The organism is Pseudomonas sp. LARHCG127 (genome assembly GCF_052871455.1).
This window is the reverse complement of record NZ_JBIXJT010000007.1, coordinates 257,994-280,427: the sequence shown is the minus strand read 5'-3', so window position 1 is coordinate 280,427 and position 22,434 is coordinate 257,994. Positions and strand designations below refer to the sequence as shown.

13 protein-coding genes and 1 tRNA gene are annotated in these 22,434 nt (G+C 62.1%); 4 read left to right on the top strand and 10 right to left on the bottom strand.

Features of this window, described 5'->3' with window-relative positions; all coding sequences use genetic code 11:
- Positions 1 to 52: 52 nt before the first annotated feature.
- The gene (locus ACIPQ1_RS14665) at positions 53 to 979 is read right to left on the bottom strand and encodes a chemotaxis protein CheV (RefSeq protein ID WP_186707047.1); all 927 of its coding nucleotides are present in this window, start codon (positions 977 to 979) and stop codon (positions 53 to 55) included.
- Between the two features lie 78 nt (positions 980 to 1,057).
- Here ACIPQ1_RS14665 and flgA point away from each other — a divergent pair, with 78 nt between their 5' ends.
- The 4 genes from flgA (at position 1,058) to ACIPQ1_RS14645 (ending at position 3,663) form a co-directional block, all read left to right on the top strand.
- The gene (gene flgA / locus ACIPQ1_RS14660) at positions 1,058 to 1,822 is read left to right on the top strand and encodes a flagellar basal body P-ring formation chaperone FlgA (RefSeq protein ID WP_446534351.1); all 765 of its coding nucleotides are present in this window, start codon (positions 1,058 to 1,060) and stop codon (positions 1,820 to 1,822) included.
- Between the two features lie 172 nt (positions 1,823 to 1,994).
- Entirely contained in the window at positions 1,995 to 2,309 is a 315-nt protein-coding gene (gene flgM, locus ACIPQ1_RS14655) for a flagellar biosynthesis anti-sigma factor FlgM (protein WP_446534350.1), read from the top strand.
- Positions 2,310 to 2,356: 47 nt separating this feature from the next.
- The gene (locus tag ACIPQ1_RS14650; protein WP_186707050.1) at positions 2,357 to 2,824 is read left to right on the top strand and encodes a flagella synthesis protein FlgN; all 468 of its coding nucleotides are present in this window, start codon (positions 2,357 to 2,359) and stop codon (positions 2,822 to 2,824) included.
- 92 nt (positions 2,825 to 2,916) lie between these two features.
- Positions 2,917 to 3,663 carry a flagellar brake protein gene (locus tag ACIPQ1_RS14645; protein WP_186707051.1) on the top strand — a complete coding sequence of 249 codons (747 nt, stop codon included), beginning with the start codon at positions 2,917 to 2,919 and terminating at the stop codon, positions 3,661 to 3,663.
- A 61-nt stretch (positions 3,664 to 3,724) separates the two neighbouring features.
- Here ACIPQ1_RS14645 and ACIPQ1_RS14640 read toward each other — a convergent pair whose 3' ends face one another.
- From ACIPQ1_RS14640 to ACIPQ1_RS14600, 9 genes are all read right to left on the bottom strand, one after another.
- On the bottom strand, positions 3,725 to 5,080 hold the full coding sequence (locus ACIPQ1_RS14640; protein WP_411385403.1) for an MFS transporter: 1,356 nt from the start codon (positions 5,078 to 5,080) through the stop codon (positions 3,725 to 3,727).
- A 70-nt stretch (positions 5,081 to 5,150) separates the two neighbouring features.
- Positions 5,151 to 6,392 (bottom strand): glutamine synthetase family protein, encoded by a 1,242-nt coding sequence (locus ACIPQ1_RS14635; RefSeq protein ID WP_446534370.1) that lies wholly within the window; start codon positions 6,390 to 6,392, stop codon positions 5,151 to 5,153.
- 331 nt (positions 6,393 to 6,723) lie between these two features.
- Positions 6,724 to 7,416, bottom strand: a complete 693-nt coding sequence (locus ACIPQ1_RS14630; RefSeq protein ID WP_060741029.1) for a sensor histidine kinase — start codon at positions 7,414 to 7,416, stop codon at positions 6,724 to 6,726.
- Positions 7,409 to 9,016 carry a tetratricopeptide repeat-containing response regulator gene (locus tag ACIPQ1_RS14625; RefSeq protein WP_186707053.1) on the bottom strand — a complete coding sequence of 536 codons (1,608 nt, stop codon included), beginning with the start codon at positions 9,014 to 9,016 and terminating at the stop codon, positions 7,409 to 7,411. Before ACIPQ1_RS14625 ends, ACIPQ1_RS14630 begins: the two co-directional genes overlap by 8 nt.
- Positions 9,017 to 9,416: 400 nt before the next feature.
- Positions 9,417 to 10,316, bottom strand: a complete 900-nt coding sequence (locus ACIPQ1_RS14620; RefSeq protein WP_446534349.1) for a PoNe immunity protein domain-containing protein — start codon at positions 10,314 to 10,316, stop codon at positions 9,417 to 9,419.
- Positions 10,317 to 19,394 carry a two-partner secretion domain-containing protein gene (locus ACIPQ1_RS14615; protein WP_446534348.1) on the bottom strand — a complete coding sequence of 3,026 codons (9,078 nt, stop codon included), beginning with the start codon at positions 19,392 to 19,394 and terminating at the stop codon, positions 10,317 to 10,319.
- A 45-nt stretch (positions 19,395 to 19,439) separates the two neighbouring features.
- Positions 19,440 to 19,958 (bottom strand): toxin-activating lysine-acyltransferase, encoded by a 519-nt coding sequence (locus ACIPQ1_RS14610; RefSeq protein WP_109753925.1) that lies wholly within the window; start codon positions 19,956 to 19,958, stop codon positions 19,440 to 19,442.
- A gap of 9 nt (positions 19,959 to 19,967) precedes the next feature.
- On the bottom strand, positions 19,968 to 21,629 hold the full coding sequence (locus tag ACIPQ1_RS14605) for a ShlB/FhaC/HecB family hemolysin secretion/activation protein (protein WP_446534347.1): 1,662 nt from the start codon (positions 21,627 to 21,629) through the stop codon (positions 19,968 to 19,970).
- Between the two features lie 454 nt (positions 21,630 to 22,083).
- A tRNA-Arg gene (locus tag ACIPQ1_RS14600) sits at positions 22,084 to 22,160 on the bottom strand.
- Between the last annotated feature and the right edge of the window lie 274 nt (positions 22,161 to 22,434).

Genomic DNA, 22,434 nt, shown 5'->3' with positions numbered 1-22,434 from the left:
CCTCTTTCATTCGTGTTGACTTGCCGGACGCACAACGCGCCCGACCTCTACTTTATTCTGCTGCCTTGATCCGATCGACGACCCGGGAAGCCAGGTCATCGGGGCGGAATTTCGCCAGGAAATCGTCGGCACCGACCTTCTTGACCATCGCCTGGTTGAAAACACCGGACAACGAAGTATGCAAGATGATGTGCAGCTTTTGCATACGCGGGTCGCTGCGGATTTCCGAGGTCAGGGTGTACCCGTCCATCTCCGGCATCTCGATGTCGGAGATCATCATCAGGAACTCTTCCTCGGGCTTCTTGCCCTCATCGACCAGCTTGCGCAGGTAATCCAGCGCCTGTCGCCCGTCGTTCAACGCCACCACATCGACGCCGACCGTTTGCAGGCAACGAGTGACCTGCTTGCGGGCCACCGAAGAATCGTCGACGGTCAGCACCCGCAGCGAAATCGCCTTGTGCTGGGTCTCGGCGTCCACCACGCCCGCGGAGATCGCTTCCGGCGTGGGTGCCACTTCGGCGAGGATTTTCTCCACGTCGATGATTTCCACCAACTGGTTATCGACCCGCGTCACCGCCGTCAGGTAGTGATCGCGACCGGTGCCCTTGGGCGGCGGATGGATCTCTTCCCAGTTCATGTTGACGATGCGTTCCACCGAGCGCACCAGGAAACCCTGGGTCTTGGTGTTGTACTCGGTGATGATCACAAACGGATTGCTCTGGTCCAGCAGCCGACCGGAACCGGTCGCCATCGCCAGGTCGAGAATCGGGATGGTCGCACCCCGGATATTGGCCACACCGCACACGACGGGGCTGGACTTGGGCATCAGGGTCAGCTTGGGGCATTGCAGCACCTCGCGGACCTTGAATACGTTGATCCCATACATTTGTTGGCCGTCGAGACGGAACAACAACAGCTCCAGGCGATTCTGACCGACCAGCTGAGTGCGCTGGTTTACCGAATCCATTACTCCCGCCATGCCCTGACTCCTACCTAACGCTAATGTGTCCGACGCGCATTCATCACTAAACGGCACGGGGCTTGCTATTGAACCGGCATGAACGCACAAACGACATTTTCTCGACGCCTGACCACTCACTGCCGCCACTGGCTCGGTGCACTGTTGGCTGCCTGCCTGTTCACCTCGGGCAGTCCTGCCCTTGCGGCGGTTCCGGTTACCTTGCCTGATCTCCTTATCGGCGTCACTCAGGGCTTTCTTGAATTCACCGTAGAAGACTATCTGGCAACCAGTCAAACCGAAGGTCGTTACGAAATCGAAGTCAACCAACTCGACCCGCGCCTGCGCATGCCCATGTGTGACAAGGAATTGACTGCTTCCCTGGAGAGCCCGGCCCGGCCCCTGGGGCGCGTCACGGTGAAGGTCCGTTGCGACAGCGCCGCGCCCTGGACGGTGTTCGTGCCCGCTCAAGTGCGCCTGTTCCGGGAAATTGTCACCACCACCCGTCCGCTCAAGCGGGCCGGGATCGTCGAACCCCAGGACGTCATGTTGCGCGAACGCGACATCAGCCAGATCACCCAGGGTTTCCTGACCTCGGTCGATCAGGCCATCGGGCAGAAACTTGTCCGACCAATGGTCGCCGACCAGGTCGTGACCCTGGTGCACCTGGAGCAGGCCGAGGTGGTCCGCAAGGGCGACCAGGTGGTCATCACCGCCCGCAGCGGTTCCCTGGCCGTGCGGATGCCCGGCGAGGCCCTGTCCAATGGCGGCATGCGTGAACAGATACGAGTAAAAAACCTTAACTCCCAGCGCGTCATCAAGGCGCAGGTGATGGCCCCAGGCCAAGTGGAAGTGGCGATGTAATGACCTGGTAAAGGAGGTAGAAAGCTGGCGCTTGATCCCGGTGTTCCCTAGACTGTGCCTTATGCAAAGGCAAGCGCAGACGTGCGCACGTTCATTGAATAAATGAGCCTAAAGTTTTTTTGGGAATGGCCGAAAACATGGCAAGCGTCCAAATACCCAGAGGTTTTTTACCATGGTCATCGACTTCAATCGTTTAAACAGCTCTTCACCGCTGACAGGCACTACGCGTACCAGCGCCACCAAGGAAACCGTCGAAACCGACAAATCCGCGCCGCTGTCCACGCCAGCCGAAGTCAGCAACGGGGAGTCGGTACACCTCAGCAATGAGGCTCAGCAGTTGCAGAAGCTCACTGACAAGCTGCGCGATCAACCTGTCGTCGACAACGCCCGCGTGGCCGAGTTGAAAGCAGCCATCGCCGATGGCAGCTACAAAGTCGACAGCAACCGCGTAGCCAGCAAACTGCTCAACTTCGAAGCCCAGCGCTAGGCCGCCGCCTGCGCCAGGCTTTTGGACGCTAAGACCCAAGGCCAGCCATGCACGACACTCAATTATTGCAACTGATCATCGACGACTTCGTACCAGCGCAACAATTGCTGGAGTTATTGCAGGCCGAATCCGTGGCCCTGCACGGTCGTGACATGCCTTTGCTGGAAAATATCCTGGCGCAGAAACAGGCACTGATCATCTTGCTCGACCAGCATGGCCGCAAGCGCAGCGAGATCCTCGCCAGCCTCAACCTGCCCGCCAATCATGACGGCCTCGAGCAATTGGCCGGTCAGTCGACCGTCGGCGATCAGTTGCTGTCCCAGAGCAAGGTACTCAACGACCTGCTCGCCCAATGCCAGGCGACCAACGCCCGCAACGGCCAGTCGATCCAGATGCAGCAGGCCGCCACCGCCAACCAATTGCGCATTCTCAACGGCGGCGAGATCCCGACACTGTATGACGCCAGCGGTTCGACGGCCAGAATGGTCAAGCACCGTCCGCTCAGCCAGGCATGAAACGAACTATGCCTTCGCTCTATCAACGCGCGAAACATGCTGGCAAAATGCTAGCCATTCGTAGTCGTATTTTGCCTGGAGATTGACCCACCGTGTTCAATGCCTCAAACGCGGATGATGCTCCGCAGCCACCCAAGGTCCTTACCACGCCCCTGGAAATCTCCGGCAACCTGCGGATGCTGCAAGATAGCCACGACCCGCTGATCATTACGTTCCATGAACGTACCCAGCGCTTTCAGAGTTATCTGGTCAATGTCGATCGCGAGACCAATTCCATCGCCCTGGATGAAATGATTCCCCGGGACGGCGAGCGCTTCCTACTGGCCGGCGAGCCGTTTCGCGTCGAGGGCTTCCATGACGGCGTGCGCATCGCGTGGGATGGCAAGGGCCCGCTGACCATCGATGAATCCAGCGACGGTCGCTGCTACCGCGGCGCCCTGCCCGACGAGGTGGTCTACCACCAACGTCGCAACGCCTTCCGCGCCGCCCTGAAACTGGCGCAACTGGTGAGCGTTGAACTGGGCGGCGACAAGATGAAGTCCCCCGTAGAAGGCAAGCTGCTGGACATTTCCGCCACCGGTTGCAAGTTGCGTTTCGACGGCGATATCACCGAGCGACTGCAATTGGGCCAAGTGTACGAGCGCTTCGTCGCAGCCCTGCCGTTTGGCAACATGACCGCCCCCGTCGAGCTGCGCTACCTGCACTTCGAAGAACGATTCAACACTACGTTCGCCGGCGTACGCTTCCACAACATCAGCGGCCTGGTGCAACGGCAAGTCGAGCGGTTCGTCTACCAGCTCCAGCGCGAAGCCCGCCGCTTCGACAAAGACGACCTCTGATCCTCAAGGCATGAAAAACGGGCAGTCCCTTGCGGTGACTGCCCGTTTTTTTATGCCTGTTTCAAGGCCTGGCCTGGGTAAAACTGGGCCCCTCGGGCTCCTCGGTTTCCGCAGCGGCTTCGGCGGCTGGCTCAGGCTCCGCGTCCGGATTGGGCGATGTCTGCATCTGCTCCTGAACGACCTGCTCGTCGACCCTTGGATCAAGGCACGCCACCAAGGGCGAGCTGGTCATGTTGTCCGGCATGGCCACATGGTGCAGCGGTGCATCATCGACCTGATGCAGATTGGTGACCGCTTTCGGCCGAATCCGCCACACGAGCACCAACGCAAACAAAGCGAAGAAGCCATACAGCATCTGGCTGCCGTACAGCTTCATCAGCACGCCGGCCACCAATGGGCCGATACTGGCGCCCACGCCGTAGGTCACTAACAGCATCGCCGTGAGCGACACCCGGCGATCGCCCTCGACATGGTCGTTGGAAAACGCCACCGCCAGCGGGTACAGGCAAAACTGCACCAACGAACAGCAGAACCCCGCGACGAACAATATTTCCAGCGGCACCTTCGACAAGATGGCCAGCGGCAACGCACACACCGCCAGGGCCAGAGCGAAGCAGCGGATCAACAGTGCCCGGTCATAACGATCCGATAGCCAGCCCAGCGGCCACTGCACCAACAGGCCGGCAAAGATGCAGCTACCCATGAACAGGCCGACCTGTTCGGTGCTCAGGCCCTGCTGGGAGGCGTAGAGCGGCGCCAGACCGTAGAAGGAACCGACGATCAGCCCCGAGCCCAACACCGTGGTCAAAGACTGTGGCACGCGTTTTATAAAGAAACGCGGCTCCATCGGTGCCGGATGCAGCGGTGCCGGGTGAATCCGCCGGGTCAGCGCCACCGGCACCAGGCACAGGGCGAAACACAGCGCCACCAGCATCAGCAGTTCCAGGCCCAGGGCCGGGTGCATGACCAGGATCAACTGCCCCAGCACCAACCCCAGGTACGAGGCGATCATGTAGCCGCTGAACACCACACCGCGCTGCTTGGCGTCGGCCTGTTCGTTGAGCCAACTCTCGATGACCATGTACTGGCACATCATGCCGAGGCCAACGATCATCCGCAGCACGATCCAGGCCGGCAGCCAGTTCACCAGACCATGGCCCAGCACCGCCGCCCCGACGATCCCGGCACAGGCCGAGTAGGCGCGAATGTGCCCGACGCGGGCGATCAGCCGGTGACCGATCTTGCCGCCCAGCACTAGGCCGAAATAGTTGGCGGCCATCAGCGCACCGACCCAGAGGCTGTCCACATGGTCGGCGGCCAGGCGCAAGGCCAGGTAAGTACTCAAGAGGCCCGAGCCGATCAACATCATCAGCGAGGCGAAATAAAGCGCTCGAAAAGGTTTCCAGATTTGGCGCATCGGCGTTCCGAGCGGCTCCTTGAGGTAAGTAAAGGCTATCCGTTGAAGATAGCCCGAATGCGACGGTTCGTTAGGCCTGGGCCGCGAGGACACGCCGCTCCCAGGGCGTGATTTCGTCAAAGAAACTGGTTAGCTCCAGGGTCTTGGAGGCGATGTAGCCTTCGATGAACTCCGCTCCGAACAGTTCCTTCGCCAGATGACTACGCTTCAGACGCTCCAGGGCGGCATGCAAGGTACATGGCAGCGACAGATTATCCGGTACTTCGAATTCGCCCTGGATCGCCGCGCTCGGCTCCAGGCGATGTTCGATCCCGTACAGCCCGGCGGCCAGGCTGGCGGCAATCGCCAGGTAGGGGTTGGCATCGGCCCCGGGCAAGCGGTTCTCGACCCGTCGGGCCACCGGCGAACTGGCGGGAATCCGCAACCCGGCCGAACGGTTGTCATGGGACCAACACGCATTGTTCGGCGAAGCGAACGGATGGCACAGGCGTTGGTAGGAATTCACGTTCGGCGCGAACAACGCGGTGAAGTCCGCCAGGCACGCCTGTTGCCCGCCGATGAAATGCCGGAACGTGGCCGTCGGTTCGCCCGCGTCGTCGCTGAACACGTTGCGGCCGCTGGCCGCCTCGACGACGCTCTGGTGGATATGCATCGAGCTGCCCGGCGTGTGGGCCAGGGGCTTGGCCATGCAGACCACGGTCAGGCCGTGCTTGAGGGCGACTTCCTTGAGCAGGTGCTTGAACAGGAAGGTCTGGTCCGCCAGCAACAAAGGGTCGCCGTGCAGCAGATTGATCTCGAACTGGCTCACGCCCATTTCGTGCATGAAGGTGTCGCGAGGCAAGCCGAGCGCCGCCATGCAGGCATAGACTTCGCTGAAGAACGGGCGCAGACCATTGTTGGAACTGATGCTGAACGCCGATTGGCCGTCTTCGCGCCGTCCATCCAGGCCCATCGGCGGCTGGAACGGCTGGGTCGGGTCCGGGTTGGGGGCGAATACGAAGAACTCCAGCTCGGTCGCCACCACCGGCGCCAGGCCAAGGGCCGCATAACGCGCGACAACTGCCTTGAGCTGGCCGCGTGTCGAGAGCCGGGAGCTTTCACCGGTCAGTTCGTCGGCGTCGCAGATCGCCAGGGCACGGGGCTGTTGGCTCCAGGGCAGGCGGTGGATCTGTTTCGGATCGGCCACCAGCGCCAGGTCGCCGTCGTCGCTGCCGTAGAAACGCGACGGCGGATAACCGCCCATGATGCATTGCAGCAGCACGCCCCGCGCCAACTGCAACCGCCGGCCTTCGAGGAACCCCTCGGCGGTCATCACCTTGCCCCGCGGCACGCCATTCAAATCCGGCGTGACACATTCAATCTCATCAATGCCCGTCAGTCGCTGCGCGAGTGAACGCTGGCCATCGGTCGTCATGACGCAATCCTTGTTATGTGCGAGCCGCGAACGGCAACCCGTACAAAATAGGCTCCGGCTGTTCGGAATATCAAGCAGCCGGAGGCAATTAAAAAAATCTTATGCAACACGACTGTGGGAGCGAGCTTGCTCGCGATGGCGTCGGCTCAGCCAATATTGAGTTGGCTGATACATCGCTATCGCGAGCAAGCTCGCTCCCACAGGGGATTTGTATTGTCAGGACGATTATTCAGGGCAGATAAAGCCGGAACACCCCACCGCCCAACACACCGCCATTGGCAATCTCGGTCCGCCCGCTCACGCCGCCGCGCTGGTGCAACCCGGCGATCCGCGCGGCGAAATACAGGCCCAGCCCGGTGCTGCCGCTGCTGTGGTTGATGCCCTGCACATACTCGGCCTGACGCTCGATCATCTCTGGCGGGTAACCCTCGCCGTCGTCGTTGATGGTCAGCACCAGTTGCCCGGCTTCATCACTCACACTGATCAACAATGCCTGGCGCGCATGGCGAATGGCGTTGTTGATGCAGTTGTCGAGCACCGAGGCGACCAACTCGCGGTCGAAAAAACCCAGCGGGCTGAGCGGATCGACGTCGTAGGTGGCCATGATCCCACGGCTGCGAAACACATCCTGATGGCCGGCCAGTTGCGCCTCGATGAAGTCATCCAGCTCATGGTAGGCCGGGTGCAGTGGCAACTGGTTGACGCCGAGCTTGTACAACCCCAGCAACTGCACCATGAGACCGTTGAGATGGGCGAACTCGAACTCGATGACGCCCTGCTCCGAAGTCTGTCGCTCGGATTCGGGCAAGCGCTCGAGCCATTGCCCATGCGCCTGCATGAGCAAGGTCAGGGAGTTTTTCATGTCATGCACGGTCGACGCGATCACCGTGGAAAAATCGAGTGCCTGTTCGCTGTCATTCATCGCCAAATGCCTTGCTTCGCAGTTTTTGATAGCGCGCAAAACGCGCATCGGTATCGGGCATCATGCCCACCAGTTTCAGGCAGGCACGGCACTCCTGCAGCAGTTCCGACTCCACAGTGGTGTCGGTGCCATGCAGCAGCGATTGCGCCATGTTCAGGGCAATACTGATGTTCTTCGGTTGCATCTTCAGGGCGCGGCGGAACAGCTCTCGCGCCTCCGGCAATGCACCAGTCTTGTAGACCCGCACGCCCTCGCGATTCAACTCGGCGGCGGCATTGCCCTGGTTGAGGATGTTCGGGTCGTCGGTGAGCTTGGCGATGCCTTGCATCACCGTCGGGTCATCACCGTAGATCTCCGCGCAGTTCTTGAGCATCGACTCGCCGGCGCTGGTCTGGCCGAGCATTTGCAACTGCTTGGCCACCAGCAACGCGGCCTCGGCGCTCATGAACTGCTCCATGCCATCGAGGCGCTGCAAGGCCTGTTCGGTGAGCTTTTCGGCGGTTTCGGCATCGTTGAGCAACAGGCTCGTGGCCTTCATCAACCGCGCCCGGACCTGCAATCCGGGGTCGTTGAGGTTCTCCTTCGCCACGGCGCTGAGGGTCGTGTTGATCTCCAGCCGCGTCCGGGTGTCGAGGCCTTTTTCGCTGCCCTTGCTGATCAGCGCATGGGCCAGGCCGAGGTTGCTTTCCGGGTCCTTGAAGCGCGACTGCGCGCCCTGCCCCACCGCTTGGCGATAGGCCCGGGACGCCGTGTCGAAGTCTTCGTTGGTCATCGCCAGCTTGCCCAGCAACGATTGGCGGCGCACCGCCAGCGGCGACAGGCGCACTGCCTCTTCCAGCACGTGCTGCGCCTGCTTGGTGTCGCCTTCGGCCATCAACACTTCGGCCATGCCGTCGTACAACGCCGGCATCATCGGAAAGACTTTCAGGGCTTTTTCATAAACGGCCTTGGCCTGCGTCACCTGGCCGCGCTTGAACATCAACTTGCCCAACCCCGCGTAAGCCCAGGGCAACGGGCGATCGGCGATGATCGAGTTGTACAGCCGCTCCAGAGCCTCGTTCTGATTCAGGTCGCGCAACGCATCGGCGCGATAACGCAGGCACAACGGCCCGTAGCGCGGGTCCTGCTTGCACAGGGCGATGCAGGCATTGAGCACTTCCATCGGCTTGCCACGGTCGAGGGCTTGCAGGATCGGCTTGAGCAGGGTCTTGCGCTGCTCGAGCCGCTCCAGCCGCTGGGCCAGGCCAGAGCGGTTGAATGGCTTGGTCAGGTACGCATCCGGCTCGTGCTCCAGGGCACTGAGCACCATCGCCTGACTGGTCTCGGCGGTCACCATGAGGAAGACACTTTCATGGCTGATCAACTTCTCGACCATCAGGTCTTCCAGCACCTGCTGGCCATTCTTGCGCCCGTCGCCCAGGTGATAGTCCTGCAGGATGAAGTCATAGCGCTTCTGCGAGCACATGCGCAGCGCCACTTCACCGGTGTCGGCGGTGTCTACGTCCTTGACGCCCAGCTCACGCAGCATGGAGCGGATCGAACTGCGGAAATCCGAGAAATCATCGACGATCAAAAAGCTTTTTTGGTGGTACGCCAGCATCGAGGATGTCCAGGCAAGTAAAAAAATAACCCAATGGCATAACAACGAAACGCCGTGTCACAACCCCGAGGCGCGCAGATGATAGTCACCAGCCAGCAACCTTCAAGGGATTTCAGCACCCGCTTGGCCTGGCTGTGTCGTGACGCACATTGCGAGCCGAAACGCTGGAGAGAAACGGGCTCATCAGGTTATCGGCAGGCGATGGCGTTCCGTTAAGGGGAAGGTGTGGGAGAAACCGAGTGCAGACGACTGGCTGAACACCCGTGGCGAGGGAGCTTGCTCCCGCTGGGCCGCGCAGCGGACCTGTTTTTGGCGGCTGCTGCGCAACCGAGCGGGAGCAAGCTCCCTCGCCACGGGTGATGTCAGGCTTCATCCCCTCGACGATCAACACGAAGCGCCCTCACCCACGACGCCCCAACAACTTCGCCCAAAAACCCACTTTATTCTCCACAGCCGCCGCAGCAGGCGGTTCAACTTCCTGCCTCTGCGGGTGCGTACTCGGGCCGTTGGGCCTCAATAAATCCCCCGGATAATGCTCAAGCCCCAAGCACTGTGAATCGTCCATATCAAAAGCCTTGACCGCCGCCACGGCCTCTACGCACCAACGACCGAAATAGGCGCCGCCCTCGAAATTTTCATCGCCATAGGTGTACCAATAGGGATGTCTATAACTGACAGCCTGAGGATCAGAGCCAGATTTGGCACCGGTACGCACCTCCGTGTACCAATGCTTGACGAACGCACTCAACAGCGATGCTTGCGAATCCGCCGGAGCGTCTACCGCCGTCAATAACCGAGCGTAGGGTTTCGGGTAAAGAAGCACAGAACCTATTTTACGTTCAGGGCTGCGACTCGCAATGATCCGGTCGAGCAGCACGTCCTCGCCTTCGTTACCGATCAACGCCAGCAACCGCCTCCACTGGTCATCCGCAATATCCAGCGCCAATCCCAAGCCCACCAGCCAGAAGCAGGTGATGTAATGGTCGTAGTTGACGCACCAGCTATGGCGAGTGAATTGCTGCTCCTGGGTCCAGACCGTCGCGCCAAGGCTCTCGGCCTCCTCCCAGGCATCAAGCAGCCCGGGAAAGTATCGCGACAAGTCCGCTATCGGATCTCCAGCAGAATACCTGCGCAGGATTTGATGCCAATGCTTTTGGGCAGTCTCAAAAGCGTACTGGGGGACGTAGTCAGGCGCCCCCACTGGTTCCCGCAGGGCCTTTTGAGATTTTTCGATATAACCATCGTTGTTGTGAATGACCTTGCTCCAATAATCAGAGCTGCCAAGCGGTGCACGGATCATTTACCTACTCCCTATAAGCTTGGATGTTGCGACGGGGTCTGCAACAAATTTCCCCCCCTTGTCCAATACCCCCACGGAGACATTACCAAATGGATCGGTATGGACTAACCACTTCTCTACTCGACCTGCAAGCAAGGCACTGCGGATGCTTTCCGCCTTGCCTGCATCACCGCCCACAGACTCAAGAATGCGATTGTAATTAGTGGTTGTCCCCGTCATCCAATCATCACTCATCTGCAAACCGTCTTTAGTCGGTTTCAACTTGGAAGAGCCGAACTTGTACTCCACAACCAGGTAATCAACACCCGGCTTGTCGACCTTGTACAAATCATCAATACCGGTTTGGCCAATATCCGGCGCCCGGCCAATTTTCTCGGCACCCGGGACCAGTGACTTGATCCGCTCACCGCCCATGACATCACCCACGATGCTCTTTTGTGCGTTGGTCAGCGCCCGGAAATCCATCAGAGGGGTGCCGTTAGGGTTGAACTGCCCACCACGGGCCACCAGCTTATCGAACTTGGCCAGGCCAGCCATCGCCTCGAGCCCTTCCGCCCCCACCTTGATCCCGGCTTTCGCCAACGCCACCCCACCCTTGGCCGCCCCACCAACACCCGTGGCGATGCTGCCAACCTGCCAGACGAGTTCGCCAATGTCCTGCCCCAGTTGCACGGCGCGATCATCACCACCGTTTTCCAACGCGTCTTTAACGCGGTCAAGTTTGGCGTTGAGTTCGTTGACCACGCCATCGCCGAACTGCTTGCGGGCCTCTGGGTCGTTGACCAGGGCTTTTAGGCCGTTGATTCCGTCAACCGGGTGAAGGAGGAATTGCGCCAACCCTTCAACGTCGCTCCAACCCGCCTGCACCAAGCCTTTGCCCACGCCGAAGCGGGTCAGGACGTCTTGTTTCTGATTGATGTACGCCCACTTGGCGATCACTTGCGCCTTGGCCCCTAAGCCGTCAGCTGCGTCGTATTCCTTCTCCGCCTGAACCAATTGCTGAGTCGCCAGCCAGTTGTTATCCACCGCTGCCCCGGCCGCGCTGTTGGCGGTAGCCGGGTCGAGCGAGGAGCTGGTGGCGGCCAACCCGGTGACAATGCTGACGATCAGGTTGCGCTTGGCCTCACGCTGGGCTTCGCTTTCATCGGGGCTGGCTTCGGAGAACAGACCAGTGAGCAGGCTCGACGCCGCCGCGCCCGCGGCACCGCTGCCACAACTCTGGCTGCTGGCGGCGGCGCCCGCGCAGGCGACGATGCCGTGCAGGGCGGCGTGCAGCGGCGAGCCTTCGGTGAGTTTGCCGTCCGCCACCAGGTCGCCGATGTAGCCGGCGCCCTGCTGTTGCAGGTAGTTGACCACCAACCCTTGGACGAACGCGCTGTTACCGCCGCTGATGTTGCCGCTGGCCGCGCCCACCAGGGCGGTGGTGATCTGCCGGTAGGTGCCGCCCGCGCCCCACTTGTCGGCAATGCCGCTGGCTTCGGCATTCAGGCGCTGAGCGCTGCCGAGCAGCGCCAAGCGTTCACTGTCGGTGAGTTGGGCGTTGGGGTCCAGGGCCGCTGCCTGCGCTTTCTCGGCCTGTTTGCGCTTGAGGTCGACTTCCTTGGCCTTGTTGGCGAGCAAGGTGCTGGCTTCGTTGGAGAACGCCCCGACGATCTCGAAACCGGCACGGATTTCGTCTTCGTCGAAGATCGGCTTGAGGGTGTTGGTGGTGTCGCGATCGCTGGAGACATCGCGGTTGAGGCTGGCGACGGTTTGCTCGCCATTCTGGCCGGTGCGTTTCTGTTGCTCGGCGTCGTTGCTGATGACGATGGTGCCGCCACTGATGCCGCTGCGGGTGACGCTGCTGGCGTCGTCGCTGGCACTGATGGCGATCGGCATGGTGGCGCTGAGGTCGTTGTCGTTCTTCGGCAGGTCGGTGCCCGGGGTTTGCGTGCCGCCGCTGGTGGCGTTGCCTTGCTGGTCTTTGCCGACTTCGCGATAGCCGCCACCGACGCTGACGGTGCTGGCGTCGTACTCGGCCTTGTTCTTGATGTCGCGGCTGGTGAGGCTGGCGGTGACCAGGCGATTCTTGCCGTCCTGCACAGCCTTGTCGCTGCTGGCGATGACCGCGCCGACCAGGTCGGTGTTGCCCCCCACGCGAATGTCAAAGCCGTCGTCCCCGGCCTTGATGCCCGATTGCTCGGTCACGCTGGCGTAGTTGGAATCGATATCCGTGGCACCGAAGCTGCCGCTGACGCCGTTGACCGAACTCATGCCGTAGCAGAACGGCGGAATGCACAGGCTAATGCCAACGCCCAGGCTCTTCTCGTCGACCACGTAGGTGTTGGTGTCTTGCAGGCTTTCGATATTCAGGTCGCCACCGATATCGGCCAATACCTGCTTGCCGCTGGCCACCGCGCCCTTGAGGTTGGTGTCACCGCCCGAGGACAGCAGCAACTGGTTGCCCGCCTGGACATGGGTGTTGGTGTGGGTGAGCCCATCGCCATCCGCCTGGCCGCGAGTGCCGGATGCCCCCAGGTCCAAGGTGAAACCGTTGCGAGCACCGAGGGAGAAGCCGATGCCGATGCTCGCGCTGCTGCCTTTGCTGTCGGTTTCCTGTTTGTCGATATTGCGGGCGGCGAGCAGGTTGATGTCGCCGTCCGCCAGCAGGCTGGCGTTGCGGCCGGCCTTGATATCGCTGCCTTGTACGGTGATGTTGCTGGCGGCACCCGCGCCCGTGGCGCGCAGGCGAACGTCGTTGCCAGCGGTCATGGTCGAGCCGGCCGCGCTGTCGCTGGTATAGGTGGTGGTGCTTTCATTCTTCTTGGTGCCCAGCGACAGGCTGATGTTGATCCCACCCACCGCGCCCGGGTCCATCGCCACGGCGGTAGCGGCATTGTTGGTCGCCAGCACGGCAGTTGCGGCGGCCAGGGCCTTCATGCGTCCGTCGTCGGTTTTCTCCGACGCCCGTTTCATTTGCTGGGACGTCTGGATCGCGCTGATCACCGGGTTGGTCACGGTGAGAGTGAACCCGGTCTGCTTGAATAGGGTTTCCCGTTCGCGCTCGCGGGTGTTGCGCGCCTCGACGACGTCGATGGTCTGCGCCGTGACGTCGATGTTGCCTTGTGGTGCCGATACCTGGCTGCCCACTTGGCGATAGCCCTTGCCCGCTTCGATCAGCACATCACCGGTGGTCGAACCGACCGTGCTCGCCACGGCCGTGTGCTCCGTGGTGAGGTCCTTGACGCTCTGTTGCTGGGTCCCCATGGTCACGGCGATGCCGCCGCCGCTGAACAGGCCGCTTTTCTTCATGGACTTGTCATGGCGTTCGCTGCTGCTGGCGGTGTCGGCTTCGATGTTGACGTTGTTGTCCGCCACCAGCACCGTCTGGGTCGTGGACACCACGTTGCTACCCTTCAGGTTGATGTCGCGACCGGCCTGCACATAGGTCTGCTCGCCGCTGAGGGTGGAGCCTTCGACCGAGGTCTGGCTGATGGTGTCGCGGGTGGTGGTGGTCTTGCTGGAAAACATCCCGTTGCTGCCCTTGACCTTGTGGGCTTCATCGGCGAACTGGTAGTTCTGGCCGGCGGTCAGGTTGACGTCGCGCTTGGCCTCGGCAAACACCGCCCCTTGCTCGCTGGTGACCTGGGCCGCGCGGGCGTTGAGGTCTTGGCCGGCGCTCAAGCGCACGTCGCCCTGCCCTTGGATCTGGGAGCCGACTTCGGTCTGGCTGGCATCCTTGCGCCAGTTGCTGCTGTTCCAGGCCAGCGCTTGCTCGTGGGCTTCGCCGACGGTGGCCAGGTTGATGTTCTTGCCCGCCTCCAGCAAGGTACTGCCGCCCTTGCCGGCATTGACCACCTGGGCCCCGGTGAGGTTGAGGTCGTTGCCGGCACTCACGCCCATCGTGCCTTGGGCGCCGCTGACGAACAGCCCGGCCACCCGCGACAGGTTGGTGCGGGTGCCTTGGGCGCTGCTGCTGTCCCGGCTGCTGGAGACGACGTTGATGTCCTGCCCGGCCTTGAGCGACAGGCTGTCCACGGCACCGATCAGGCCGCCAAGGTTGTTGAGGTTTTCCCGCGCGGTGAGCGATGCCTTGTCGGCCTGGATGCGCCCGCCGAGGTTCTCGATGTTCTGCGCGGTGATCGCCATGACACTGCGCCCGGCCAGGCTGCCACTGTTGACCAGGTCGCCAGCGATGTTCAGGTTCAACTGCTGCCCGGCAATCAGGGCACCGGAGCCGTTGAGGTCGCCCTCCTGGACCCGTACGTACACTTGCGGCACCAGCACGTTGCGGGTGTCGCCGTTGGCCAGGGTGACCTGCTTCTGAACCAGCCAGACGATGTCACTGGTCAACTGGGCCATCTGCGCGGAGGTCAGGGCCACGCCGGGCACCAGTTGCCATTGGCTGGCGACGGTCACGGCGTTGTCGATCAGGGCACGGTACTGCGCTTCGTCATTGGCGTAGCCGTCGAGGAAACGGCGGCCGGTGAGTTGCGCGATCTGTTCACGAATCAATTTCTGCTCGTAGAAGCCGTCGCCCAGGCGTTGTTGCGTCAGTGCCGGGTCGACTTGCAGGCGCTGCAGCATGTAGTCCGATGACAGCCAGGTGCGGTAGCTGGCAAAACGCGGATCGGTTTCGATCAGGTAGCTGCTGGTGTTCTGGGGATTAGTGGTGAACAGGCTGTTGCTCGGCAATGCCAGGGAGGGCCCGCCGCTGCGGATCTGCTCGGCCACGCCCTTGCTGTTGAGGGTGGTCTGGGCCGCGACCTGAACGATGGGCGCCACTTGAAAGGTCCTGTCGACCGGAGCGCTGACCGCGCCCGTGGCGGTGATCTGTTCGCCGACGCCCTGTGTGGCGCGGGCGCTGATCTGGGTGCCGGTACCGTTGCCGGCGGCGTTCTGGGCGAACACGGTCGGTTGCAGGCTGATGTCCTGGATCAAGGGCGCAGGCGTGTAGGCCGTGACGGCTGTTCCTTGACGGTCCCGACCCTTGCGTTGGATGCGATAGAAGCTCGTTGCCGTGCCGCTGTCGGTGGTGGTGCGCTGGCCGGTCAGTTCGGTGTTGGTCAGGCTGGTAATGTTGGCCTGCAACAACCCACCGGCAATGATGCGGCTCTTGTCGTTGAGCACATCCCCTGCATTGATCTGCATCGTCCCGCCCGAGAGGATCTGCGCCGGTGCCGAGGTGGCGATCTGGGTTTCCTGGACCACGCGAGTGTAGTCGTAGCGGTTCCAGCTATCTTTGCTTCCCTCGGGCGTGTTGAGGTAATTGACCTCGTCGTGGCTCACGGAAATCTGGTTGCCCTGGTAGCGGTTCGGCGAACCGCTGAGCTGGAATTCCTGCAAGGCGGTGCGGCTGACTTCCACCTGTTGGGTGCTGAAGTGTTCGTTGGTGTTGCGCACGCTTTGCACATCGAGCGACAGGTTGCCGAGGGCCTCGATGGTCGCACTGGCGTTGGTCAACAGTTGGGCCCGGTCCTGGGCTTTGTCAGTGGCGCTCAGCGCACCGCCAATGGCGAGGTCCCCGGCACTGAAGATCATTGCCTGCTCGCGGTTGTCCAGGGTGCCGGTGCCAATGTCCAGCGACTCGCGGGCGGCGATGGTCGCGGCGACGCCATTCTCATCGCGGTTGCTCAGGGCCGAAGTGGCAATCGCCAATCGGTCGCCGTATAGACGTCCCGTGCCCAGGTTATTGAGCGACAGCGCTTGCACACGCACTTGCTGGCCGTCGATCAGGCCACGGTTGGTCAAGCTGTCGTTGACGGTCAGGCGAACCTGGCCGGCGCTGATCTCGCCGTTGGCGGCGTTGTCCAGGGTCTGCGAGTGAACCAGCAGAAGATTGCCCGCCAGCAGTTTCCCGCTGTTGTTGAAAGCCCCTTCGGTGCTCAGGTCAACCTTGCCATTGGCCTGGATCTGTCCACTCAGGTCCAGGCCACTTTGCAGGCTGAACGTCAGGTCGCCCAGGCTCAGGGCTCGGCCGCTGCCCCCGTAATAGGCGGCGTTGAGCGACAACAAGCTGCCGGCGAGCAAGGTCCCATTGAGGTTGTGCACCGCCTGGCGACGTTGCGCCGGATCGCGGTCAGTGATGGTCAGGCCGGCCCCCGAGGAAATCAGGCCGCCCTGGTTATCCAGCGCTTGGCTGACGCCGATGGACAATCCTTCGTCGGTGCGCACGGCACCGGCCTGGTTGCCGAAGGTGTCGAGCGCCAGGCTCATGGCGCGGCCTTCGAGGCCCTGATTGGCGCCTTGGGTGGCGCTGTTGTCGAGCACGTTGGCAGTCACGCCCAGGATTCCCCCACTGCGCACCAGTCCGCCCTGGTTGTTGAGCGTCTCGCCCAGCACCAACTGGACATCGCCGAGGCCCTGCAATTGACCGCCGCGGTTATCCACCCGGGCGCCTTCGACCTGTACGCTCTTCTGGCCAACGATCTGGCCGCCGCTGCCGTTGGTCAGGTCGGTGGCCTTGAGCACCAGCGCACCTTTGGCGCCGAGGAAACCGGTGCTGTTGTTGAGGTGGGCGCTGCGGATTTCCACCGCATCCTGGCCGCTGATGCCTTGGGTGGTGCCGGACTGGAGGTTGTTCAGCGCCTGGCTGCCGGTGTCGATGAACAGCTTGCCCTTGGCCTGGATCAGGCCCGCGGCGTTGCGCAATTCACCGCTGCGCAGGTCCAGGGTCGCGCCGGCATTCAGCGTGCCTTGGCTGTTGTCCATCAGCAGGCCGTGGCTATTCAGGTCCAAAGCCTGGCCACTGATCACCCCGCCCTGGTTATTCAAGCCCTGGGCCGACAGGGTGATATCGCCCAGCGCTTCAAGGCGTCCGCCGCTGTTGTTCAGCCCATCCGCCGAGACGCTGACCTTGAGCCCGGACTTCACCGAACCCAGCACGCCATTGGTGTTGTTCAACTGCCCGGCGATGATCTCCATGCGCTGGGTGGCGGCGAGCGTGCCGCCGATATTGTCCAAGCGGTCGAACGTCGCATGCAGCTCACCGCCGGCACTCACGGTGCCCTGGGTGTTATCCAGCGCCTTGCCGCTGACCTTTGTCGTACCGCTGGCGGCCAGCGTCCCGCCGCCGTTATTGACCGCTTCGTCGGCCGTGACGGTCAAGGCACCGTTGTCGGTGGCGAGGACTTTGCCGCCCTGGTTGTTCAGCGTGCCGACCTTCAGCGCCACGGCACCGGGACCGCTGACTTGCCCAGCCTGATTGTCGAAGCGTTCACGGGCGGTGACCTGTAGCGGTTGCGCGCCGGTCTGGAGAATCCGTCCACGCTGGTTGGACAACGTCGTGGTGTCGAGCGTGATCTGTTGGCCTTGGGTCAGGCCATCATCGACCACCACCTCGCCAGCCTTGACGTTCAATATGCCATTGCTGGCCAAGGTGCCTTTGCTGCCGGCCAACTGGGTGGCCTGGATATCCAGGGTGCCTTTGCCGGCGTGCTCGACCTTGCCCGTGCTGTTGTCGAACCGGTCGGCGCCAAGTTTCACATTGGTGGCATTGGAGGCAATCCGGCCGTCGCTGTTGTCGAGCGTGGCGGCGGCCTTGATCGACGTGTCGGCGGTGCCGGTCTGCACCAGCTCGCCGCCGGCATTGGAAATATCCCGCGCGCCCATCTGCAGGTTCCCCGCGGTGACCTTGGCCGTATCGGTGCGCAAGGTCTTGGCCGCTTTGGTATTCAGCACTTGGGTCGCATCGACTTGACTGCCAGTGAGGTTGGCATCGCCGGTGCTGGCCGTCAGGGTCACGTTGCTGCCCAGGGTCTGGCTGCCGCTCAGGTCCAGGTCAGCCGCCTCGACGCTGACATCGCCGCCAGCCAGATTCTGGCCCTGCGCCTTGACCGTGGTGGCCCCTAGCGCGAGGTTGCCACTGCTGCCCAGCTTGCCGTCCGCGCCGACGCCCGCCGCCAGGCTCGAGGCCCTGGTGCTGCGGATGGTCTTGGCAGTCAGCGTGGTGTTGGTCTGGCTGGCAACGGTGCCGCTGTTGTCGATGTCACCGGTGCTGTCGAGCCTCAGGTCGCCCTTGGCGTAGAGCGTGCCGCTGTTTTCAACGCTGGTGGCAGCAACCCGGGTCGCCGTTGTGCTGCTGATGGCGCCCTGGTTTTGCAACTTGCCGTCGGCGCTGATGACCACCTCGCCCGCCATGGCGCCGATCTGCCCGGCGTTGCGCACACCCACGCCGGACTCCGTGCCCACCAACATGATCTTCCCGGCATACATGCCGCCGAGCTTGGCCACGTCGATGGCAACCGTGGGTTTTTCTCCCTCGGCGCCTGGTAGCGGCGTGGCCTGGGTGTTGTCGGCATTGACCTGATTACGTCCGGCCGTAACCTTCAAGTCGTTGGCCCACACCCCGGCGTTGACCTGTACCGAACGGGCAATCAGATCCGTATAGTCGGCCTCGCGGGCGTCCAGGCCTTTGCCTTCGATGTTGAGGGTCCCGCCCTGCACGGTGTAGCCGGTGATGCGACCGTTCTCCAACTGCGCCCGACCGGTGCTGAGGGTGGCCCGGTCGGCGTTGATGAAGCCGCAACCGTTGCAGGTGATACCCGACGGGTTGGCGATCACCACTTCGGCGCGCTGGCCGGCGACTTCGACGTAACCGCGTAATTGGCTGGGATTACTGGAATTGACTTCGTTGAGGATGACCCGCGCGCTGCCATTGCCCAACATCGGGTTGCCTTCGATCCAACCGCCCAGTTTCGTCTGGCTATTGCCCGCACCGTTGTTGAGGATTACCCCCCGGCCATCGACGTCGAACTGGTTGTAGGTGTTGCGCGAGACACCGCCAGCGCTAGGCGCGCGGATATTCACCTGCGGCGTGCCGTTGGCGCTTTGTATCACCGTCGGTCGTTGCCCAGCCGGGGCGCCTGGGTCAGCGACGATGGTGCCAGCCCAGCTCGGCGCCACGTTCAAGGACACCAGGCCAATCGCTGTCATCAGGGCAAAGCGCAACGCTCCGAGTGTCGCCGTGCAAGCCGCTGCGCCCGCCGCCGGCCCGGAACGGGTCCCCGGCGCCTTGACCTGGCTGGTGACGTTCTCGGCCACGACCATCAGCAGTCCGCGGGCCTTGTTGAAAACGATTCGGTACAGATGCTTGTTCATAGCAATTCCATTTGCGGAGCCAGCCCGCACGAGCAGTGGTTGGAGTTACGCTTCGATTGCCAGCGGATGGGCGGCAAACCAGGCCTGGGCCTGTTCGGGAATGACCCCGATCCCTTGGAATGTCTTGACCCGCAAGCCGCGCTCGTCGCCTCGGTGATAGAGGGCACGGGCACAGCGATCAATAAACAGATGACGTTGCAACAAGCGGCTCAATACCGCCGTGTGGCCAAAGGGAGCGACCCAGTCGTTGAGCCAGAGGCGCTCGCCGCTGTTCCAGTCGTCCTGGGTCAGCGCCAACGGCGACTGGCGCAGATAACGTTGCTCCGCCGCCTCGTCGAGGTTGAGCCAGGACAGGTAGAACACCGGCTTGCCGTGTTCGGAGCCGAGCACGAACTGGCGATGCTTGAGGGCCGGCAGCAGCAGCGTTGGCAAGGTGTGCAACGGCGCATCGCGATGGGCCTTGGAGTGCATCCACAACCAGGTGGCGGAGCCGAACACCGCGGCTTCGCTCCAGGGTTCGTCGATCAGGCCGGGGGCGATAATGTCTAGCGTCTCGAACTGCATGGGATCACCTCAGAATGACCAGATGACGGTGAACGCGCTGGTCACGTTGGCTGTCTCGAAACCATCGGGCTTCTTCAACGGCGTACCCACCGACCAGTCATAGGACAGGCTCTTGTAACCGCCGCGTATACCCACCACGGCCCCCGCCAGGCGCTGGCCGATCAGGAATTCGCTGGATTGACCACTGACTTCGCCATAGTCGATACCGGTGTAGAGTTCCTGGCCGGTCTGCCCCAGGGACAGGCCGATTTCGTTGCGCAGGGTCCAGCCACGGTCGGCGGACAGAATGTTTTCGCCATCGAAACCGCGCACGCTGTAGCGCCCGCCGATGGAGAAACGATCCTGAGGCACCAGCGGCGTGCGGTTCCATTGCGCGCGCCAGCCGCCGATGTAGCGCAGGCGCTGATCGCCAACCTGGAACGGCACCTGCAATTGGGCATCGGCGGTGATGATTTGCGAGCGTGACGTGCCGGCGTCAAAGTCTTCTTCGGGCGCCCTGAGCGCGTCGTGAGCACCGGTGCCGCGACGATAGGCGACGCCCAGGTCAAGAATCGAAGCGCCAATGAACTCCCGATGATCCAACCCCAACTGCCAACCGGCCATGCGGCGTTTCTGGTTGCCGACTTCGGTGTCGTCGATGAAGTTCTCAGAGGAGCGCGTCCACAGGCTGCCCCAGGCCGTGGTCTTGCGAACGGCGTCGCGGTACAGCAGGCGTGACAGGCGCACCTCGTTGTTGCGACTCTCGCCCCGGTACTGATAGGTCTGGTTGGCGCCGGCGACCGACTGTTCGTAGTTGTATTCGCTGCTGGTGAACCCCAACTGCCAATAACCGAACGGCAGTGAATAATGCAGCGTGCTGCCATCGGAGCCGCGATGGCCGGACTCGCCACCGCCCAGGTCATGGTTGACGCTGGCGTAGAACAAATCGTTGAGCGACAGCAGGTTGTCCAAGGACAGCGACACGTTGCCCTGGTATTTGCCCGTGGTCTTGCTGCCCGAATTGTCCACCGACAGGCTCACCCGAGCGGGAAACCGCTGGCTCCAGGCGATTACCACGTCGCTCTCACCGGGTTTGGCGTCGGCGGCACGGGCGGGCGCGATCTTGATGTCGGCCTCGGCGGTCGGCACGCGCTTGAAGTTCTCCAGCGCCTGCTCGATGTCGCGCAAGTTGAGCAGATCGCCAGGACTGGCCGGCATCGCGTTCCAGGCATTGGCTCGGGAGCTGGTGCCCTCTTCGAAACGAATCTCACGGATGCGCCCCGGCACGAGGGTCAACACCAGGACCCCACTGTTCAGATCCTGGGCTTCGGCGAGTACGCGCGTGGTGACGTAGCCGGCCTCGATGATCGCATTCTGCATGCGCTTCATCGTCAGGTTGATCCCGCCGCCACCGAGGCAACGGCCAATGGCCGGATCATCCTTGGGGTTGGCGGCGCGCAACGCCCACTGGAATTGTTCCGACGCTTCGCCGATCAGGCGAATGTCATTGATGGCGAAGCAGGGACTCTCCTTGGCGGGCAAGCGCTCGACACCTTCATCCACGGGTGTCGCCTGCAGGCGCACGTCGGGCCGGGACTCCAACTGATCGCGCAACACCCGTTCGCGCTCTTGCTGGCGCAGCAGTTCTTCTTCAGGCCCAGCCGCCTGCGCAACGCTCCACGCGCCCGTCATCCAGGCCGCTATCAGCAGCAGGGCGAGGCGTTTGGCGTTTTGTGCAGATGAGCAGGTTCCGTCAGCACAACGGCGAGGGCTGCTCGGTTTACGCGGTCGGCAGGGTGCGGCTGGCTGCATGTCACATCCTTGTGGCCTGAATCAAAGACACGGTGGGTCAGGCCTGCGAAATGCGGCACCGACATCGGTAAAAAAGAGGTACGTATTCCATCGGCTACGAAGGAAAAGTCCTACAACGTACCGAGACGGTCAGATAGCAGAGGGGGGAGAAAGTTTCGCGTTACCGAAACAGGCTCGGTAAAAAAGAGCAAAAATGGGCAGTCGATCACAGCCTGGGGGAATGAAGAGCGGTGCAAGGCACGCATGGCGCGCTGAAGGCGAAGATGATCGTGCGCAGATGGGGAATGCAAGCAGGGGAAAGTGAGCGGAAAACACGCTAACCCACTGTTTATAATGGTGTCCCAGGGCAGGTTCGAACTGCCAACCTTCCCCTTAGGAGGGGGATGCTCTATCCAATTGAGCTACTGAGACACGAGTCGACCACGAGGAATGCGGTGCGCGGAACGGCGTGCATGTTAACGACCTGCCCTGCGTTTGTCATGTCGTCCCTTTTTTTAAGTGTAGGTAAATGGTACTGCCCGGAAGGCTGGATAGGCCAGACGGCCATGCCTCGGCCACCATTCATCTGCCCCTGGCTTGCTCATCCTAGTAAATCGGCCATTTGCCACTATCCTGTACAAGACAGGGACGGCAGGCGTTTTTGTCCATTTCCGTTATCCGCCAGACGGTATGGCACAACGACACA

Excerpts from the sequence above, each read along its gene's own strand:
- ACIPQ1_RS14625 (WP_186707053.1), bottom strand. The coding sequence starts at position 9,016 with ATGCTGGCGTACCACCAAAAAAGCTTTTTGATCGTCGATGATTTCTCG.
- ACIPQ1_RS14610 (WP_109753925.1), bottom strand. The coding sequence starts at position 19,958 with ATGCAGTTCGAGACGCTAGACATTATCGCCCCCGGCCTGATCGACGAA.
- ACIPQ1_RS14630 (WP_060741029.1), bottom strand. The coding sequence starts at position 7,416 with ATGAATGACAGCGAACAGGCACTCGATTTTTCCACGGTGATCGCGTCG.
- ACIPQ1_RS14640 (WP_411385403.1), bottom strand. The coding sequence starts at position 5,080 with ATGCGCCAAATCTGGAAACCTTTTCGAGCGCTTTATTTCGCCTCGCTG.
- ACIPQ1_RS14605 (WP_446534347.1), bottom strand. The coding sequence starts at position 21,629 with ATGACGGGCGCGTGGAGCGTTGCGCAGGCGGCTGGGCCTGAAGAAGAA.
- ACIPQ1_RS14635 (WP_446534370.1), bottom strand. The coding sequence starts at position 6,392 with ATGACCGCCGAGGGGTTCCTCGAAGGCCGGCGGTTGCAGTTGGCGCGG.
- ACIPQ1_RS14665 (WP_186707047.1), bottom strand. The coding sequence starts at position 979 with ATGGCGGGAGTAATGGATTCGGTAAACCAGCGCACTCAGCTGGTCGGT.
- ACIPQ1_RS14650 (WP_186707050.1), top strand. The coding sequence starts at position 2,357 with ATGCACGACACTCAATTATTGCAACTGATCATCGACGACTTCGTACCA.
- flgA (WP_446534351.1), top strand. The coding sequence starts at position 1,058 with ATGAACGCACAAACGACATTTTCTCGACGCCTGACCACTCACTGCCGC.
- ACIPQ1_RS14620 (WP_446534349.1), bottom strand. The coding sequence starts at position 10,316 with ATGATCCGTGCACCGCTTGGCAGCTCTGATTATTGGAGCAAGGTCATT.
- ACIPQ1_RS14615 (WP_446534348.1), bottom strand. The coding sequence starts at position 19,394 with ATGAACAAGCATCTGTACCGAATCGTTTTCAACAAGGCCCGCGGACTG.
- flgM (WP_446534350.1), top strand. The coding sequence starts at position 1,995 with ATGGTCATCGACTTCAATCGTTTAAACAGCTCTTCACCGCTGACAGGC.